The sequence below is a fragment of the Vibrio sp. G-C-1 genome (genome assembly GCF_021728015.1).
Lineage (GTDB): Bacteria > Pseudomonadota > Gammaproteobacteria > Enterobacterales > Vibrionaceae > Vibrio > Vibrio splendidus.
Genome location: NZ_JAKKCR010000002.1, coordinates 481,965 through 500,955, shown reverse-complemented (window position 1 = coordinate 500,955; position 18,991 = coordinate 481,965). Strand labels below are relative to the sequence as shown.

At 45.4% G+C, this 18,991-nt stretch carries 17 protein-coding genes and 1 pseudogene; 11 read left to right on the top strand and 7 right to left on the bottom strand.

Going from position 1 to position 18,991, the window contains the following annotated elements; translation table 11 throughout:
• Positions 1–398 precede the first annotated feature (398 nt).
• Positions 399–1,562, top strand: a complete 1,164-nt coding sequence (locus L3V36_RS05295) for an aromatic amino acid transport family protein (protein WP_017087078.1) — start codon at positions 399–401, stop codon at positions 1,560–1,562.
• A gap of 156 nt (positions 1,563–1,718) precedes the next feature.
• Here the strand turns inward: L3V36_RS05295 and L3V36_RS05290 are convergent, their stop codons facing one another.
• Positions 1,719–2,156 carry a MarR family transcriptional regulator gene (locus tag L3V36_RS05290; RefSeq protein WP_102450450.1) on the bottom strand — a complete coding sequence of 146 codons (438 nt, stop codon included), beginning with the start codon at positions 2,154–2,156 and terminating at the stop codon, positions 1,719–1,721.
• Between the two features lie 128 nt (positions 2,157–2,284).
• On the opposite strand from L3V36_RS05290, the gene L3V36_RS05285 reads away from it, so the two are divergent.
• The 4 genes from L3V36_RS05285 (at position 2,285) to L3V36_RS05270 (ending at position 5,616) form a co-directional block, all read left to right on the top strand.
• The gene (locus tag L3V36_RS05285) at positions 2,285–2,707 is read left to right on the top strand and encodes an organic hydroperoxide resistance protein (RefSeq protein ID WP_065681095.1); all 423 of its coding nucleotides are present in this window, start codon (positions 2,285–2,287) and stop codon (positions 2,705–2,707) included.
• 285 nt (positions 2,708–2,992) lie between these two features.
• Positions 2,993–3,301 (top strand): helix-turn-helix transcriptional regulator, encoded by a 309-nt coding sequence (locus L3V36_RS05280; protein ID WP_004732945.1) that lies wholly within the window; start codon positions 2,993–2,995, stop codon positions 3,299–3,301.
• A 185-nt stretch (positions 3,302–3,486) separates the two neighbouring features.
• On the top strand, positions 3,487–4,827 hold the full coding sequence (locus L3V36_RS05275; protein WP_208774316.1) for an aldehyde dehydrogenase family protein: 1,341 nt from the start codon (positions 3,487–3,489) through the stop codon (positions 4,825–4,827).
• Positions 4,828–4,836: 9 nt separating this feature from the next.
• A complete protein-coding gene (locus tag L3V36_RS05270) occupies positions 4,837–5,616 on the top strand; it encodes a 2OG-Fe(II) oxygenase (protein WP_102499931.1) in 780 nt (259 codons plus the stop codon).
• A gap of 92 nt (positions 5,617–5,708) precedes the next feature.
• Here L3V36_RS05270 and L3V36_RS05265 read toward each other — a convergent pair whose 3' ends face one another.
• Entirely contained in the window at positions 5,709–7,688 is a 1,980-nt protein-coding gene (locus tag L3V36_RS05265) for a methyl-accepting chemotaxis protein (RefSeq protein ID WP_054541504.1), read from the bottom strand.
• Between the two features lie 497 nt (positions 7,689–8,185).
• Between L3V36_RS05265 and L3V36_RS05260 the strand changes: the two genes are divergently transcribed.
• A complete protein-coding gene (locus tag L3V36_RS05260) occupies positions 8,186–8,359 on the top strand; it encodes a hypothetical protein (protein ID WP_004732938.1) in 174 nt (57 codons plus the stop codon).
• Here L3V36_RS05260 and L3V36_RS05255 read toward each other — a convergent pair.
• Together L3V36_RS05255 and L3V36_RS05250 are read right to left on the bottom strand one after the other, a co-directional pair.
• On the bottom strand, positions 8,356–9,240 hold the full coding sequence (locus L3V36_RS05255) for an SDR family oxidoreductase (RefSeq protein ID WP_208774318.1): 885 nt from the start codon (positions 9,238–9,240) through the stop codon (positions 8,356–8,358). The two genes, L3V36_RS05260 and L3V36_RS05255, sit on opposite strands and share 4 nt — an antisense overlap.
• A gap of 19 nt (positions 9,241–9,259) precedes the next feature.
• Positions 9,260–9,859, bottom strand: a complete 600-nt coding sequence (locus tag L3V36_RS05250; protein ID WP_017090440.1) for a hypothetical protein — start codon at positions 9,857–9,859, stop codon at positions 9,260–9,262.
• Between the two features lie 197 nt (positions 9,860–10,056).
• Here L3V36_RS05250 and L3V36_RS05245 point away from each other — a divergent pair, with 197 nt between their 5' ends.
• Entirely contained in the window at positions 10,057–10,605 is a 549-nt protein-coding gene (locus tag L3V36_RS05245; RefSeq protein WP_029405971.1) for a TetR/AcrR family transcriptional regulator, read from the top strand.
• A gap of 163 nt (positions 10,606–10,768) precedes the next feature.
• Positions 10,769–11,353 carry a TetR/AcrR family transcriptional regulator gene (locus L3V36_RS05240; RefSeq protein ID WP_017090438.1) on the top strand — a complete coding sequence of 195 codons (585 nt, stop codon included), beginning with the start codon at positions 10,769–10,771 and terminating at the stop codon, positions 11,351–11,353.
• 124 nt (positions 11,354–11,477) lie between these two features.
• Here L3V36_RS05240 and L3V36_RS05235 read toward each other — a convergent pair whose 3' ends face one another.
• Complete coding sequence (locus L3V36_RS05235) at positions 11,478–13,343, bottom strand: fructose-specific PTS transporter subunit EIIC (RefSeq protein ID WP_208774320.1); 1,866 nt, start codon at positions 13,341–13,343, stop codon at positions 11,478–11,480.
• Positions 13,344–13,685: 342 nt separating this feature from the next.
• Here L3V36_RS05235 and L3V36_RS05230 point away from each other — a divergent pair, with 342 nt between their 5' ends.
• Entirely contained in the window at positions 13,686–13,988 is a 303-nt protein-coding gene (locus L3V36_RS05230; protein ID WP_017070485.1) for a PTS fructose transporter subunit IIB, read from the top strand.
• Between the two features lie 7 nt (positions 13,989–13,995).
• A complete protein-coding gene (locus tag L3V36_RS05225; protein ID WP_102447039.1) occupies positions 13,996–14,769 on the top strand; it encodes a PTS sugar transporter subunit IIA in 774 nt (257 codons plus the stop codon).
• A gap of 149 nt (positions 14,770–14,918) precedes the next feature.
• Here the strand turns inward: L3V36_RS05225 and L3V36_RS05220 are convergent.
• Positions 14,919–15,773, bottom strand: a pseudogene (locus L3V36_RS05220) (transporter); the annotation flags it as partial.
• A 13-nt stretch (positions 15,774–15,786) separates the two neighbouring features.
• On the bottom strand, positions 15,787–16,626 hold the full coding sequence (locus L3V36_RS05215) for an AraC family transcriptional regulator (RefSeq protein ID WP_102447038.1): 840 nt from the start codon (positions 16,624–16,626) through the stop codon (positions 15,787–15,789).
• A gap of 378 nt (positions 16,627–17,004) precedes the next feature.
• Between L3V36_RS05215 and L3V36_RS05210 the strand changes: the two genes are divergently transcribed.
• Positions 17,005–18,909 (top strand): fructose-specific PTS transporter subunit EIIC, encoded by a 1,905-nt coding sequence (locus tag L3V36_RS05210; RefSeq protein ID WP_208774322.1) that lies wholly within the window; start codon positions 17,005–17,007, stop codon positions 18,907–18,909.
• The last annotated feature ends 82 nt before the right edge of the window (positions 18,910–18,991 follow it).

Here is an 18,991-nt window from a genome sequence, read left to right as displayed (position 1 = left end):
ATTTACGACAAACCCCCATGCTCTCTCAAGAAGTCTATTGATTGGGGCTCATCAAATAGAGTGTGCTAGATATAAAAATCCGACAGAGGTTCACTAAATAAGCAAGATTTGGACTGAGTTTTGCTGAAATAAAGGCATCTCTTAATCAGAGGTGCAGTGCGAGTTATTGAACGTCGATTAATTTACAAAGGTTATCAAAAGGCTAAAACAATTCACCTTCTGAACACCTAATTCACCCAACCATACTCCTCGCAAATTGCTTCGTAACTTTTTTAGAAAAATTCAAAATTTATTAGAAATTAACCCCTAACTTTACTGAGTAATTTGTTAGTCTTGGCAACAAATATTTACAATCCAACTAAAAATTATTTGGATACTTCGAGGTTGTTTTCTTGAATATGAAATTATTCGGCAGTTCCCTAATCCTTTCAGGGACTGCATTAGGTGCAGGCATGCTGGCCATTCCGATGGTATTGGCTCAATTTGGTTTCATGATCAGCTCAGTACTGATGCTACTTATCTTTATCGGCACCACCTACTCTGCGCTTCTACTAGCGGAAGCGTGTACAAAAACGAAAGACAACAGTGGCATGAGCAGCGTTGCTTACTTAACGCTTGGCAGTAAAGGTAAACACTTTATCAATGCACTCTTTTACCTGTTGCTGGTATGCATGCTGATCGCTTATATATTGGGTGTCGGTGACATCATTCACAAGCTACTGCTCGACGTTGGCGTCGATGTGTCTACATCGGTTGCCTATACCATTTTCAGCCTATTGATGGGTGTGATTGTGGTGGCGGGTAAGTCGTATATCGACAAATTAAATCGTGGTTTATTCATCATGATGGTGGTGATGCTGCTGATTGTTATTGCCTCTTTGTTTAGTAATATTCGTCTTGATTACCTGACTCAAACCAGCAAATACACCGCTAATGATGTGGTGCAATACAGCGCGGTTATCTTTACCAGTTTTGCCTCTATGGTGGTGATCCCGTCACTGGTTATCTACAACCGTGAAGCGACTCAAAAACAGATCCGCAATATGATTCTGCTTGGTTCAGTGATTCCATTAATTTGCTACCTCACTTGGTTGTTCGCTATTATCGGTAACCTTGGCACAGACGCGATCAGTCAGTTCCACAATATCTCTGAGTTGATCTCTGCGTTCAGCGGCCAATCTGCTTGGTTGAAAGTGGTGATTGCTCTGTTCTCTGCTCTGGCCTTGGTGACTTCTTTCCTCGGCGTGTCGATGGCGCTTTACGACCAAAACAAAGATGCCGTCACCAACAACAAAGCGTTGGCTTATGCGTTGACCTTCATCTTACCTTTGGCATTAGCAGAGCTGTTCGCTAGCCAGTTCGTCAGCATGCTGGATTACGCAGGGATGGTATTGGTGTTCCTAGCTATCTGGGGACCACTTGCAATGGTGGTTAAGGTTCGTAGACCTGACTTCCCTCACCTACAAACCGAAGGCAGCTATACTGCAGCCGGTGGCGACACAGCACTAATGGCAACATTCGGCTTTGGGGCTTTGATTTTCGTATCTTGGTTTATGGGGTAAATCCCAATTGAATAGACTATCTGTTGTCATTTAGAAGACAGCAGATACAAAAAGCCCGTTAGTCTTACTTGAATTAGCAATCGTAACTAATTAACAGTAGGAGTAACGGGCTTTTTCGTTTTCTTATTATCATTGCCGAGAGCTAAAAGGGCTTTCTCACTTGGTCAAATTACCAAGCAATTGCTCACACTGTGCTTTTAGCGATTTAAGCTCATCTTCATCCATCTTAGAAAGACACAGCATTTCAATCGGCACGGTCTGCGCTTGCTCTTTGAGCTCTACCCCTGAAGGTGTCAACGTGATCACTCGAACTCGCTCATCTTCAATACTGCGAGTTCTAAGCACATAACCTTTCACTTCCAAACGCTTGAGTAGTGGCGTCAAGGTGCCTGAATCTAAATGCGTTTTTGCGCCTAGCGCTTTGACATTTATCTCTTTTGCTTCCCAAAGCACCATCATCACAATGTATTGCAAGTAAGTAAGATCAAGTGCTTTCAGCAAAGGTTGATACGCTCTACTCATTGCATTCGACGCACTATACAGCGCGAAACACACCTGATTATCCAGCTTTAGATAGTCATCTTGGTCGCTCATGATCGCCTCACCAATAATTTAAATTGTGCACAATATACTTGCGCGCTCAAATTTTATCAATTAAGCTAGCTTTAAAATTAAGTTGCACACAATTTAATTGTACAAAATCATAATTAAGGACGAAAACAATGACAACACTCTACACAACTTCTGCAACAGCAACGGCGGGTCGTAACGGCCAAGTTTCTACTGATGACAATCTGCTTTCAGTGGCGTTGAGCTACCCTAAAGAGATGGGCGGAACAGGTGAAGCGACCAACCCTGAGCAACTGTTTGCTGCGGGCTACTCTGCGTGTTTCTCAAATGCTCTACTTCACGTTGCGAAAGAGATGAAAATTAAAATCGTATCGGCGCCAACCACTGCAACAGTGGGTATCGGACCAAATGAAAACGGTGGCTTTGCTTTAACTGTTGCTCTATCGATTGAACTGGATCTAGAGCAAGAACAAGCTGTTACGCTTGTGAAAACGGCGCACCAAGTTTGCCCTTACTCAAACGCGGTTCGTGGCAACATTGATGTGAAATTGTCGGTTAACGGACAAGCGCTTTAGTCTCAAAGTTAAACCAGAAAGATACGCTTATAGAGATGTCAGTAGACGCCTAAAATTGAGCCTTATCCCTAAGTTACTTTGCTTTGAGCGAGTAACTTGGGGATTGTTCATTAGTTAATAGCGAACAAGCTTTACCAAAACAAATCGATACTCAGATCCCGCAACGTCGGATTGGCAGACACCGTAACGCCAGATTGGCAGACACCGAAAATAGATATCGACATATTGCGATATCTTAGTTTCAAGGGTATATTTCACTTAAATCGGAAATAGCAGTCAAACACCATGTCAGACGTGAACGAAATTTTAAAATCCATCAACAACCCTGTACGCAGAGATATTCTTCATTGGCTTAAGTCGCCTCAAGAGCACTTTAACTTAGAGAAACAACTCGTTGATACCGATGTTGAGGGGGTATGCGTTAGCATTATTCAGGAGAAGAGTGGCTTATCTCAATCTACCGTTTCTTCTTACCTCTCGAACCTGCAGCGTGCGAAGTTAGTGACATCAAAACGCATTGGCTCGTGGACTTACTACAAGCGTAATGACGAATACATCGAGAAATTCCTGAAAGCGCTGTCTGATTCCCTGTAGTTGAAAAGAACAAAAATCAACAGAACAGCAGTTAGATAGCAAGATGAAAACTGGATGGAATCACGCCATCCTTTATGAAGAATATCATTTTTAAAAATTAACATATCGAGATTTTTAGATATCTAGTTATCACACTATTCAATAATAATAATGCCGATACTAAAAATGCAGCGGAGCCGACAAACATGAGCAAGTCCATTCAATCCTTTGACCCAAGTAACGGTGAACTCCTTGGCGAGGTAAACCACACTTCGGCTGAAGAAGTAACTCAAACCATCCACAAAGCAAAAGCAGCACAAAAAGCATGGCGCAAACTTTCGATGAACGAGCGAGTGCTGACCATTATCAAAGCCTATCAACAACTAGATAAGTACGAAGAGTCCCTCTCACAGTTACTTGCTCGTGAAATGGGTAAAGACATTCGTCGCGCGACCGGAGAAGCAACCGGTGCGATCTACATGGGTCAGCACTATGCAAAAGATGCTCAACGTGCACTCAACACTCGAAAATTATCCGGCTCAACAGAACTTCAATACCGTCCACTAGGTGTTGTCGGAGTTATATCTCCTTGGAACTACCCGGTGATGATGGCAAACAACCTCATTGTGCCAGCACTGGTCGCCGGCAATAGCGTGATTCTAAAACCTTCAGAAGAGACCCCTCTCATCGCTGAAGCATTCTTTGGTGAACTGCAAAAGTACTTACCAGAGAATGTCTTGACCGTGATGCAAGGTGATGGTGAAACAGGCAAAGCATTAGTCGAAGGCGACATCCAAATGATCGCGTTCACTGGCTCAAAAGCAACAGGCCAAGACATCATGCGACGTGCAGCGAGCAAGGTAAAACGCTTGGTCATGGAGCTAGGTGGCAAAGACCCAATGATTGTGATGCGAGATGCCAACCTAGAACAGGCCGCTCGCTTTGCCGTCGCAGGCAGCTTTGAGAACTCAGGGCAAATGTGTACTTCGATTGAACGTATCTATGTTGATGATCGTATCGCTGAAAAATTTGAACAACGTGTCACCGAGATCGCCAACATGTACCAGATTGGCCCGTGGGATATGCCGAACGTCAATATCGGGCCAATCATCAACGCGACACAACATGGCAAGATTGTCGACCAGCTAAAAGACGCAAAACAGAAAGGAGCCACTTTTCTTTTAGGCGGTTCTGAGCAACCCGAGCGTTATATCCGCCCTACAGTAATCACCGGAATGACAGCAGAAATGAAACTGGAAACAGAAGAGACTTTCGGTCCAGTTGTCTCGATCAGTCGCTATTCCGACATTGAAGGTGCGATTGAGCGAGCCAACGCCAGTGAGTACGGCCTAGGTGCTGTGGTCTTTGGAAACCAAGGCGTCAATGACGTTGCTGACGAACTTGACGCTGGCATGGTTGGCATTAATCAAGGACAAGGCGGCAGTGGTGATGCTCCATGGGTTGGTGCGAAACAGAGTGGCCTTGGTTACCACGGCTCGGTTGACGGGCACCGTCAGTTTGCACAAGTAAAAGTGGTTTCAAGATAGAGGTTGATAATGAATAACAATGAAAATTTTTATGTCGTTCGACGCGAGTCAGGTACCCAGCGCAGTGACCTTCCTGTTTGGGCACCAAAATCTGCAAACCCATTTGCACTTGATAAGAACGTTAACGCGATATCACGCGTTGAAGTAGACAAGGTTCCCGGTGCTTTCCAGTTGCGAGATGTGCTGCTTCCCGAAGAAGTTCAGCGCATACTGGATGAAGCCAACAAGCTTGGATTTACAGAAGATGCTGCCGTGTCTCTACCAAGAGAAGTTCGCCACAATCAGAATCTCAACTTGATCGCAGATACTGAAACTCTTGACGTCATTTGGAAGCGTTGCCAAGATCATTTCGTCGATAAGTACAATCACTTTGCTGGTGTGAAACCTCTGGGTATTAACGGTCGTTTCCGCTTTTATCGTTACGACGAAGGGGATTTCTTTAAGATGCACACCGATGGATCATGGCCTGGCAGTCAGGTGGTGAATGAACAGTTAGTCGATGACGCGTATGGTGACCGTTGGAGCATGTATACCTTCTTGATTCTATTGAGTGATGACTTCGTTGGTGGCGAAACCCAATTTATGGTTAACCGTAATGACCCGAGTAAGCCTGCTCGTCGTCAAGGGCATCATCAGGAGAACGCGAATATAGAATCGGTTAGAACACCAAGCGGCAGCGTGCTTTGTTTTCCTCACGGTACGCACCCCGCCCATTGTATTCACGGTTCTGCGCCGATACTTTCTGGGACGAAATACATTATTCGCACAGATGTACTATTCGAGCTCTAAGCGACTCTACTGGTCGTTTCAACTCTTAAAAAAATGTCCCGCACTAGGCGGGACATTTTTATATAAGATAGAAAGCTTCTAGCTCTAAGCAGCTAACTCTTAAACGTATTCGAAAGCTCTTTCAGTGATGTTGCCAGTTCAGCTTGCTCTTTGGCTGTCGCCGCAATTTGCGTTGCACCCGTCGTAGATTCTGTCGACTTCTGCTCTACCGCCACAACGTTCTGAGCGATATCCTGAGTGACGACCGCTTGCTCTTCGGTCGCAGTTGCGATCTGCTCTGTCATGCTGAATATTTCGCTCACAGCACCTGAAATATCTTGCAGTGTCTGCTCTACTCCTCGTGAATCTTCAACCGCTCTTGAAGACATCTTCTTGCTGTTATCAATCACGTTAAACGCGGTTTGCACGTCTGATTGTAGAGAGCTAATGAAGCCTTCAATTTCCAAAGTAGACTCTTGAGTACGTTGTGCCAGAGTACGAACTTCATCGGCAACGACGGCAAAGCCACGACCTTGTTCACCTGCACGAGCCGCTTCGATCGCCGCGTTTAGTGCGAGTAAGTTGGTTTGGTCAGCAACCGACTTAATCACATCAATCACGCTGTTAATGTTATTGCTACTTTCGTGTAGATGAGTGATTTTTTCAGCGAGGCCGTTAATCTCAGAAGCCAAGGTCTCAATCGATTGGTAAGAGTGCTGAACCGTGCTCAAGCCTGCTTGTGATTGCTCGTCAGCCAGTTTAGCTGAACTTGCTGTTTGCTGTGTTTTAGCCGCAACTTCGCTCACCGTTGCCGAAAGCTCTTCTGTCGCTGTTGCAATCAAGCCGATTTGGTCTTGCTGCTCAACCAAAGTATTAGAGTTATATTGGCAAGTTTGCGCTGTCTCTTCGGCTGCTGAAGCGAGTGTTAGGCTAGATTGAGACAAGCTATCAATAACCCCAGAGAACTTCTCTAGTGTTTCATTAAGCGATGACGAAATTTGACCCAATTCGCTGTTACCTTCGTAAGTCGCACGAACGGTTAGATCATTGTCATGACGGACTTTAGAAAGTACACGCGTTAGATCTTTAACTCGAGTTGTTAAATCTGTAATGGCTTTAAAGCTAATAAAGGTCGCAAACAGGGTGATCACAACAAACATCGTGATACTGCCCATCATTGCTGATTGAGCTTGCTGAGTTTTCTGATCAGTCAATGCAATAAGAGAGTCTGCCAGTTGGTTCTCTGTCTTTTTCAGCTGAACAATGCGCGCCGTTGATTGCGCGAACCAGTACACAGGGTCGACATCAAATCCGCTCATTTTCGATTCAGCCACATCACGAAGCTTCTCGACTTCCGCGACCGAGCGGTCATTCAATTGTTGTTCAAAAAAGCGAACATTGTCTGGGTTACCCAGTACTTCAAAGTTCGAGAAATAGGTATTTTGCTCGGTCACCAAAGAGATGAATTTAACCAGCATACCTGGGCCAAATTCATTTTTGGAAAAAGTGTTGTTAAGGACCGCACGTTCGATACCCGCACGCTCTTTACCTTGAAGGAAGTTATAATAAGCGATGGTTTCAGTCGTGATGGTGGCGTCAGAACTTAGCTCAGCGATTAAGGCTGATACGCTAAGTAGCTTTGCGTTAAGTTTGGTGTAGTAACCCAAAGCTTCAGAAAGCGGGATCGACTGAGAATCGACGCGATTACGAATTGAAGTAATTTGATTGAGGCTTTGGCTAATTTCAGTATTCAAACGAGAGATTTGCGGCAAGTCGATTTCTGCAGACTGCCAGTATTCGGTTCTCTGATTGCGTCTGTTATCCGCACTGGTTCTTTGTGCTCGTAGCTCACTAACAAACTTAGTACCCTGTGAGCCGATAAAACCAGCCGTCATTCCGCGCTCTTTCTGCAACTCATGCACCAATTCACTGTATACAACCGACAAGCGTGTCAGTTGATTCAATGAAGACATTTCACTGGTGGTTTCTACGCCTTTGGATATCGCAGAAACACTAAGCCATAAAAACCCTAAGATCGGTAAAGTAAGCAAAGCGATGATTTTTTGCTTAAAAGACATATCGGTTAAATTCATTTTTATTTCCCTAGCGGCTAACAAATCTTTCTCGATCATCTCACTAGGCACATTTCTAGCGAATGCGACTCAATGGTGACCGTATAATTATTCAACTTAATCAATGCATTTCAATTACCGTGCCACGCAGATCGGTAGGCGGTAAAAGTAACATTTAACCTTATAAAATACATTGGTTTATCGATAAAACTGTTAGCTATGCAACTTTAGTGAACGAAAAAAACGTGCAACAACATATTATTGACGTAAGCGACTGAAAATTGACATGTTTTTTATGATCCAAAAGGGGTAGACCTGCACCAATTATGTGCTCACAGACAGCTGTATATTCAGAAATAACTATAGATTCAACACTCGCTAGCTATTAATTCACCGCTAACCAACTCCCTATTCTTCGCCAATTAACTGTCTATTCCTCGTTAACTAAATATGTATAATGCCGAGTTGTTAAAGTAGAGATTCGCAATAAATATGCGACAACAAATGAGAGATATTTTATGGAATGCCCCGCTTGCGAAGAACATATCGGATGGGAATGGGTAGAAGAAGCCGCTATCGAACCGAATGAAGAATTCGATTGCCCAGAGTGCCAAGAAACCTTGATGTATACCATCGATGAAGGCACCTATTACGGCGCGCAACATAAAACCGTAGAAGTAGTCGATCACTAACCTTTATTGGACTCCTTATTAAGCTGGGAAAAGTGATCACTTAAGTGATGCTTTCCTACACAAGGTGCAACGGCATCCCCTTCCATTGCACTCAAGAAAAACTCCGCAGGCCCAACTCGATTTTCCGGTAGTCGTCTTATCACGCTTAGAGCCAACTTTCTCACGCAATCGGGAATGTAAGTGATCCGCGTCATTTTACCCTGAGACTGAAACGCAAGTGCTGCGATTTGTGTAGCACTAAGGGCATCAGGACCGCCCACATCCAATTCTTTTTCGGCATTAGGCAATGATGCCAAAATAAAGTCTGCCAAATCTGCGCCATGAATCGGATTCAAACGCACATCACCCGAACCAAACAAGTACACCCTTCCCGACTGAGCCATGTTGTAGAACTCTTCGATATCTGCAAAAAATCCATTGGGACGAACCACACAAGGTGCTAACTGTTCAGATACCAATAAGCGGCATGCAAACCGTTCTTTGGCCTCGAGTAAGCGAACACTTTTGATGACATTGGCCCTAAACGCCGAGACATAAACAAACTTTTTAACGCCTGCTCGTTCAGCTTCTTCCAATAGGTTTAGGTTGGCTTGATAGTCGACATCCATGTAACTCAGTCCCTCTTTCTGACGTGTGATTCCAACACAAGAGATGACGATATCCACTCCATCGCAGCAACCTTTTAGGCTATAGGAATCGGTCACTTGTGCGATTTGAATTTGAGAGTCGTTTAGGCCGAGATCCTTCAATTTGTCAGCACTGCGAGCCTGCGCTTTGAAATCAGCATCACACGCTTGGAGCGCTTCAATAAGATGACGACCTAAGTATCCTGTCGCCCCTGCCAGCAAAATTCGGCTTTTGAGCTCATTCGTTACGTTCATTTATAGATAGCCTCATTGATTAGATAGCTTCGTTTTCCGGACGATAAGGTTCTTCTCGTAGAATATGGCTGATCAATAGCTTTAGATAAAACACTGGTAAGAACCACTCTAAGCCGACAGGTGATTCGACGACATAAAGCGATATGATTAAGCTAAGCGTGTATAGAGTCAAAGCAACTGGGCGCTGAAGGTAAAGCTCGGTTTTCAGTACCAAGGCACACGCCAACATCATGTAGCCACCCGTCACTGCTACCCACATTAGATTTAAATCCAAGAACAGCCAACTGAATACCGTTAACTGAATGAAGTGAATAGCGATAAAGGTCATGTGTTGCTCAAAGCCTTCCCCTTCTCTGTGAAACCAACGTTTAGCGCTTGATGTCGCATTGGTGATCACGCCACCTAGCATATCAATCGTTAACAAAACCGCTGCCAAGTATTGACCCCAAGACCAGCCCAACTCTGCGTGATTAGCATAAGCTGCAATAAGCGCACCCGCTATGAACGGAATGTACAGTTGCAGGTTCTTCTCTGCTGATGTGGCACCGGGGCCAATAAACTTATCAAGTCCGCCTAAGAAGCCCGCTCTGAATGAGGGTAGGTTCCAATCAATTCTCATAGTTACCTCGAATAGTCGTCTCATTTTTATTTGGAACACTTGGTCTTTTAAAATTAGATCAAAGTTTAACCACTGTAAAGAATTATTTTTGACCACTTGGACTAATTTAAACTAAGATGACATTCATCAGCTACATTAAGCTATTGATGATGCCTAAATTGACTGAACCTTCAACTATTGAATTCCGAGGAAGACTCATGCCAAAGATCGTCGATCATGACCAAAGACGCGAAGAGATCGCACTGAAAGCCGCTGGTGTGTTTTTGGAGTTTGGTTATAAAGAGTTGGGAATGAGACAACTCTGCTCACATCTCAACATGAGCAAGAGTGCGGTCTATCACTATTACAAAAGTAAAGACGAACTATTTAAGGCAGCAACCGAAGCCATTGTGCGACACGATGGTGGAAACCTCGCAGAACTGCCACTTGCAGTTGAGGCAACTACAGAACAGAAAATTGAAAACTTCGTTCAGATCTTCCAAGCGATAGAGTCGCGTCACTTCCAAGAAATGAAATTAGTTTTTGATTACATTGATGTGATCGGTCAGGACGCTGTCGCCCAGGATCCGAGCATGGCCATTGCCAACGAAAAGTATCAGCAATTGATTGCTCGATACGTTGATGAAAAGAACGCGCTACCGCTGTTCTCCATTCTTATCGGACTGCTCACTCACCAAACGCTGTGTGGTGGTACATTAGAAACCGATCACGTTCGCTCTGTGGTGAGAAAGCAAATAGACAAATAAGAACTTGAGCGCAAAGCCATTTAATCAATGAGTTTCAACCAATTAATGGGGATTTCATCCATATTGGTTTACCTTGGTTTGAGCGACAATAAACACACCTTTACTAGAACGGGCGTTCAGCATAAAATATTGAACATATGTTCAGATTAATGAAGTAGATGTTATGGCCAAGACAGCGAAGTTCGATAGACAAGATGTAGTAGATAAAGCAACGAACCTGTATTGGGAAAAGGGCTTTCATGCGACTTCTATGCGTAACCTGCAAGACGTGATTGATATGCGTCCGGGCAGCATCTACGCGACTTTTGGTAGCAAAGAAGGCTTGTTTAAAGAAACATTGGCTCGCTATACCGAACTTGGCATCCTTAATCTGAACCGCTTCCGCAGCGAAACGGATTCTCCAATCAAAGCGCTCGAAAATTTCGTAAAACGTGCGGTTGTCGAATCAAAACAAAGTTCGCCAAATGGCATGTGTATGCTGGCTAAAACGGTCGCTGAACTGACTGATGAGCACGCAGAGTTATTAGCAGAAGCGAAGAAGTCACTCAAGATAATGGAAGGTGAATTCGCCAAGCTGATTGCAGAATCACAAGAATTGGGTGAGATCAGCAAAGAGCGCGAGCCGACTCAACTTGCTCGTCATGTTCAGGTTCAGATCGCAGGCCTGCGTACTTACGCCAAAACCTGTGACGATATCGATTTGCTCAACTCAATGGTTGAAGACGTATTTAAGTACCACCCTTTTTAGCGTCTGACCTTATAGATTGGGAACAATACAAAAAGACTCCACTTTCGCCTTAACAGGTCTGAGCGGAGTCTTTTTAGTTTTGATCTAGTTAACTTTATAGATGATAAACTTTGCGGTTTAAGGATTACACCTTTCTCATGATCAACGCTTGTGCATTAAGCATCGCTTCCTTAGTACTGACATCTAAGGTTTTCACGTTCGCAAAGCGTTCTACTTCTTTAATCGCCACGTCGTGAGCAAAGATCACCAGCCTCGCCCTTTCAATATCTTTCTGCGTGATACGATTGCCTATTCCGTTGGCACCCTGCGTTTCGACTTTAATCCGAACCCCAAGATGATGCGCCGCCTTTTCTAAGGATTTCGCTGCTAAGAAAGTGTGGGCAACGCCTGACGGACAAGAAGTGATCGCCAATACCTCCGCTTGCCCTTCTTCCGTTACTGAGCCTCCCGTGAACTGATTAGAATTCGCTTCGCCTTCGACCACGTTCTTTTTCAGCAGTATCACAATTAAAGCCGTGGTAAGAGCCCCTGCCAGTGTGCCGACGATATAGCCAATCTTGCCATCAACCACAGGCAACACAATCCAGCCGCCCCATGGTGCATGATTCACTACATGGAACATAAAGCCGACCACGTTCCCGACAATACCACCAGCAACAACCGCAGGCAGAACACGTGCAGGGTCGGCTGCTGCAAATGGAATCGCACCTTCACTAATGCCGATCATTCCCATGATCCCTGCTGCTTTTCCAGCTTCGCGTTCGTCGCGTTTAAACTTCTTCGGCGATAGGAAAGTCGCCAATGCCATACCCAATGGTGGCGTACAAATCGCAATTCCCACACCACCCATCAGCCAAGGTTGGGTATTCACCTGCGTTTGAGCAAACAGTGTAGCGACCTTGTTGATTGGGCCACCCATATCAAAGGCTGTCATCGCGCCTAAAATACTACCGAGCACCATTTTTCCGGAGCCCGCCATACCCGTCAGCATTTGGTTCATCTCAAGCATTACTTGGGCTATCGGAGAGCCAATCACCCACATCACAGCGCCACAAGTGACGAAGGTGCCGACGAGTGGATAGATGAAGATAGAGCTCAACGAGATCATGCTGTCTGGCAGTTTGATCTTCTTGAGCAGATTCACCACAAAGCCAGCAAAGAAGCCGACCACAATCGCGCCAAGAAAGCCGGTGTTGTATTGATTCACCGCCACCCAAGAACCAATCATGCCCGGTGCTAAACCCGGTTTGTCGGCCATTGAATACGCGATGTAACCACCCAGCACGGCGGTAAACAGGGTTAACCCTGCGATGCCCATTTGTGCGATGTCAGCCAAAACGCCACTCTCAGGCACTGCGCCATGACCCGACATCATTACCGACAAAGACAAAAGCACACCACCCGCGACCACGAATGGAATCATGTGTGAGGTGCCGTATAACAAGTGTTCTTTAAGACGATTAAGAGATTGTGCCCAAGGGCTTAGTGGTTCGACATACACTTCATGATGGCTAGAGGCGTAACTATCGAACGATTCTAAATTGGCTTCGAGAAATAGCTCTTGAGCTTCCTCGACCGACTCCACCGCCTTTAATTTTGTAACAAAGCCATCTTCGATAAGTCTGGTCGAAATCTGAGCTAGTACCTCGATATGGTGGTCGTCGTGGTTGTCTGGCGAAGCGAGCATGAAGAACACGTCCGACAGTTCGCCGCCGTCTGCACCATAATCGATACCAGACCTGCTGATACCTACCGCCACAGCAGGTTTAGCTACGGCAGTACTTTTCGCGTGTGGAATCGCAATACCATCGTCAAAACCTGTATTACCGATGGCTTCACGCTTCCAGATATCATCAAGGAATTCACGTTTATTGGAGAGCTTACCGGCACGGTCGAGCAGTTCAACAAGCTCTTCAAATACCGCCTGTTTTGAGTCTGCTTGTAAATCCAAACAGATAATCTCGGGCTCGATAATGTTGGTGATATCCATATGCTGCTCTGCCTCGCCTGATTTCAGACTGAAGTAATTACGTAAGTGATAAGGTTAATAAGATGAAAAGATTAACGGTGTGAAGGCACTCAATATATAGGACGAAAGGTGCATTAACTGGATTATTGTAACCAAGAACTCAGAGTGTGACTTTCACCTTGGAATAAAAAACGCCAATTCATAAAATCCACAGAACCCATAACAATATCGTCCCTCTGTCATGCGAGCTTTCCATACTGAAGTTCCCATGCAAGATAGCTTTTCCAAGGTAGCTTCTGAAAGGTAGCTTCTGAAAGGTAGCTTTTGTAACGTAACAGGGACGAGATTAAGCCGAGAATAATAATGAGAATTGTAGCGGTAACTGCGTGCCCTACAGGCATTGCGCATACTTATATGGCAGCTGATGCTTTAAATAAAACAGCCCCTAAGTTCAACGTTTCAATCAAGGTTGAGACGCAAGGCGCTATGGGTATTGAAAACTTACTGACCGCCCAAGATATTACCCTCGCAGACAAAGTGTTGATCGTCTCTGATATCGACATCGAACAACCAAGCCGATTTGACCCAGCTAAAACCGTATTTGTTCCAATGGAAGAGGTACTGTTGAGTGTCGATAAAGTCTTTATTAAGCATTGTCGAACTTAAACTTTTCATGAACGAATACCAGATCACCTTCTTCGTTAACGATCCTTCCGCGAACTCACATGTCGCGCAGCCGCTGACTCGCTTAGCGAAGAAGTTCAAAAGCAACATCCGCATTATCAACATCACTCAGAATCGAACCGCCGATCTCTCCAAATCCGTCGCGATGCTGCAAGTAGGTTTACTTCGTGGTGATTTGTGTCAGATAACCGCGGTTGGTATTGATGCGGAGCTGGCCTGTTTCGTTCTCAAAGACGTCATTGCCGAGCATTACGACATGGTTGGGTCACAAGTGAACCATGAATTCTCTAAAGATTTAATCCAGCGAATGCCACAAATATGCCCGCCTTGTGACATCAAATGGCACCACGCTAAGGCGCAAACTCAACTGACCAAATTTGAGTGCTTGAAAGGCCTCGCTCACCTTGTTTATCCAGAAGACCCAGATGAACTAATTCTGGCATTCATTAAACGAGAAGAACGCTCTTCAACATGCGTGTCGCCAGGTATCGCACTGCCGCATGTGATGTTTGAATCGACCCAAGATCTCTCGATTGCGGTTATTGTCAGTGACGACCCGATTGACTGGGCATCACGTATCGGCGAAGTACATTTAGCCATTGCTCTTGTTCTGCCAACCAAGCCACAGCGAGAGCACATTGTGGCGGCGACCAACCTAACTCGAAACCTGCTTCACGATCAGGTCAATGAACGTCTGCAAAAGACTCGAAGCAGTGTCGACCTGCAAGCTCTGTTGATGTATATCTCTTCACGTCTGATTTAATTCATCTCACCCTTTTAAGTTCAATTTCTTAATCAGCTAAGTTACTCACTCCATTGGTTATAATCCCAATTGCTCACACAATAAAAAACGGCTGAGCAATTACGCTCAGCCGTTCTATTCTAAATGGCTTATCTTGTAGGTTTAGTTACTTAAGCTGTTGTTTTTGCTTGTTTCGTATCCTCAACCGAATCGTCTACAGCTTTCACTAACAGTAGACCAACGATAAACACGATACCGCCACACAGTACGAACATCATTCTTCCCCAGAATGGGTTTGGTAGAGCAAACATCGCCATCACAGCTACACCAGACACTGCGATCAATGAACCCAGCATGTGACGTTGTTTGTTATCCAGTTTCTTCTGCGCGGTTGATTCAGAGACCAAAGGCGTCGCAAGGTTAGTGAAGAAGGTATCAACATCTTTCTGACGAGACGCTTCCAGTGGTTTATAGAACAAAGTCGAAAGAATAAAGAAGCCGCCTGTAAACGTTAAGTGAGCAATCAGGCCTACCGCTACTTTCAAATCAGACCATTCACGACCTGTTAGCGGCTCTAGGTTGAACCAATTTTGTAGCATTTCAGCGGTAATCACGAAGCCTACGATGTAAGACACAATCGCGCCAACCACTAACGTGCCCCAACCTGCCCAGTCCGGAGTCTTCTTAATGAAGAAGCCACAGAATGCTGGAATCGTCATTGGGAAACCGATTAATGCACCGACGTACATCATGGTGTCGAACAGACTCAAGCCTTTCAGTGAATTGATAAACAGTGCGATAAGGATGATAGCGACACCGAAAACCGAAGACATCAACTTAGACACAACCATCAACTCTTTCTCTGTCGCGTTTGGACGAAGAATCGGTTGGTAGAAGTTGATTACAAAGATACCTGAGTTACGGTTTAAGCCTGAGTCCATAGAAGACATGGTTGCCGCAAACATCGCTGCGATTAGAAGCCCCACCATACCCGCAGGCATGTATTGCTCTACGAAGGAAAGGTAATTTGAAGGGGGATTAGATTGATCCACGATATTCGGTCGGCGTTCTACCGGTGCGATTCTTAAACACGCGGCAGAAGTAGTTCACATCTTTAAAGCCACAACGTAGTGCCACTTCATTGAGTTTGAAGTTGTACTTCTTAAGCATAAACTTAGCGCGATCGACCCGCACGCGGGTAATGTACTCTGCTAGCGTCATGTGGCCTTGCTGACGGAACATTCGCGACAAGTGATTGGATGAGATGCTAAAGCGTGAGGCAATGCTGTCTCGGGTGATTTGGCGGTGGAAGTTCTCTTGAATGTAGATACAAATCCCCTGATACACATCCTGCACTCGGCTGTGAGATTTTTCGACAGGCGCTTCCAACATGGTTTTACTGTATTGCAGTAGAGCTTGCAGCAATAACTCATCCATCGGCTGCTTGTTACTCTCTCTCGCTAACGAGCTGAGCGCCTCCAAGATGTTATCAATCGCAAACCCAGAGCGAGTCTGAATACTGTGCTTTTGAATATCGTAAAAGCTCTCTTCCCCTTTGCGCTTACTCACCAAACTTAAACCCAGCTGACGACGACCAAACAACATACTCAACACCGAGCAGTCAGTATCCCAGTTAGGTTTATTCCAGCAGTTGGGTGGGATGAAAATAGCGTCTCCGGCTTTGGCAATAACGTTAGTGATCTTGCGATCATGACTCTCCATTTCATTAATATACTCTCCGTCTAGCACCAGCTCTAAGCGCGGAAAGTTCACCTGATAACTGCACGCTGAAGGTGTATGAAAATCTCCAGCAAACCAGATGTTATGAAACGGTCCTCGCTCATTTAACACCGACGAGATTAAGTCATGAAATATCATTATTCGAACTCTTATAAGCAGCAATAAGGCTACCGGAATAGATATACCTGTAACTGAAACATAGCGCTATTGAGCAAAATCACAATTTGAGATCTAGGTTACAAAAATCCAGTCTTAGAAATAAATCTCCAGTGGAGAAATCGATTAGGCACGTAATTTCCCAGATAACAAAACACGCTGTAGCCCTTATAAATAAAAGCTTTAAAGCACGACAAATCTTGTCAACACAGGGCTAAAAACGCCCGTTCGACCGATCAAAATCACACTCCACTTATAACGCAACAATCATCCAGTAAATGCATTTTTTCTTCACTACAGAAGGCAAGCCGTAGATTCCAGAATACCCCTAACAAAATAAAAACAGAGTAGGGGTTCATTATGATCACGACATTGATCAATCAAGATTTGATTAAGCTTTCGCTTAGCGCTAATTCAAAAGAAGACGTATTTAAAGAGCTGATAGACGTGCTTTACGCACAAGGTAGAATCTCAGACAAAGCACAGTTTCTTGCCGACATTAAGGCTCGTGAAGAACAAGGTAATACCGGATTTGAAGAAGGTATTGCTCTGCCACACGCGAAAAGCAGCGCGGTGATCAAACCCGCGGTTGTTATCGGTGTCCATCAACAGGGTATCGAGTACGGCGCCGATGACGGCCAGCCATCAAAACTATTTTTCATGATTGCCTCTCCTGATGGCGGCGATAATCACCACATCGAAGTACTGGCAGAGCTTTCTTCAAAACTGATTGAAGAAGGCTTTATCGAAAGCTTCATGAATGCTGAATCTCAACAAGGCGCATTGGAGCTACTACTTCAGAAGCCTGAGCCATCAGAAACTGAAACCAACGCTGAGAAACAAGGTTTCATCATTGGTGTGACTGGCTGCCCAGCTGGCGTTGCACACACTTATTTAGCAGCTGAAGCGCTAGAGAAAGGCGCGGCGGCTCTTGGCTACGACATCAAGGTCGAAACCAACGGCTCTATCGGCGTAAAGAACAGCCCGACTCAAGAAGAGATCGAACGCGCAGATGCGATTGTCGTGGCTTGTGACAAACAGGTCGACATGGTTCGCTTTGCCGGAAAACGCGTTATCAGCACCAACGTGAAAGCGCCAATCAAAGACGCGCAAGGCTTGATTAAGCAGGCACTCAACGCGCCAAGCTATCAAGCAGAACAAGCACCGACCAACCAATCTGTTGCAGAGAAAGCCTCACAAGCACGTTCAGACCTTTATCGTTACTTGATGAATGGCGTATCTCACATGATCCCATTCGTGGTGACTGGCGGTCTTTTGATTGCGCTAGCACTGGCGATTGGCGGCGAGCCAAGTGAATCAGGCATGGCGATTCCTGCAGGCAGCATGTGGAACCAAATTCTAGAAGTCGGTGTGGTTGCGTTCACGCTGATGATCCCAATCTTGGCTGGCTACATTGCTTACGCGATTGCTGACCGCCCTGCTCTAACCCCAGGTTTGATTGGCGGCTGGATTGCCAACAACGGTTCTTTCTATGGCGCTGACGCAGGTACAGGCTTCATCGGCGCAATCATTGCCGGTCTATTAGTGGGTTACTTCGTTAAATGGATTACTTCTTTTAACTACCACAAGTTCGTTCAACCGCTTGTGCCTATCATGATCGCTCCGATCACTGGTTCTTTGTTCATCGCGGGTCTGTTCATCTTTGTTATCGGCGCACCTATCGCTGGGCTGATGGACGCTCTTACTGCACTACTAACGAGCATGAGCACAGGCAACGTGGTTCTGCTTGGCATCGTCCTTGGTGGTATGGCTGGTTTCGATATGGGCGGTCCATTCAACAAGGTGGCGTTCCTTTTCTCGGTCGGCATGATCGCCAGCGGTCAAACTCAATTCATGGGTGCGATGGCGTGTGCTATTCCTGTGGCTCCACTGGGTATGGCTATCGCAACCAGACTTGGCCGCAAGTTCGACCTGTTCGAATCTTCTGAAATTGAAGCAGGTAAAGCAGCAGGTGCGATGGGCTTGGTGGGTATCTCTGAAGGTGCGATTCCTTTCGCGGCTCAAGACCCGATGTCGGTTATCCCTGCCAACGTACTGGGTTCAATGACTGCAGCGGTTATGGCGTTCTCGTTTGGTATTACCAACAGTGTTGCTCACGGTGGTCCAGTGGTCGCTCTGCTCGGCGCAATGAACTACCCAATGCTGGCGCTGCTGTGCATGGCGTCTGGTGCGGGTGTGACGGCGGTTACATGTATCGCGCTTAAAAATCTACGCAAAGCCAAGCTAACTGCAGCAGCGGCTTAAGCCATTTCAACTCCAATGGCTTGAGCCCCTCTACCCTACTGTTTTTAGTAGCTAATAGTTTTTTAGGAACGAATAGAGCTCA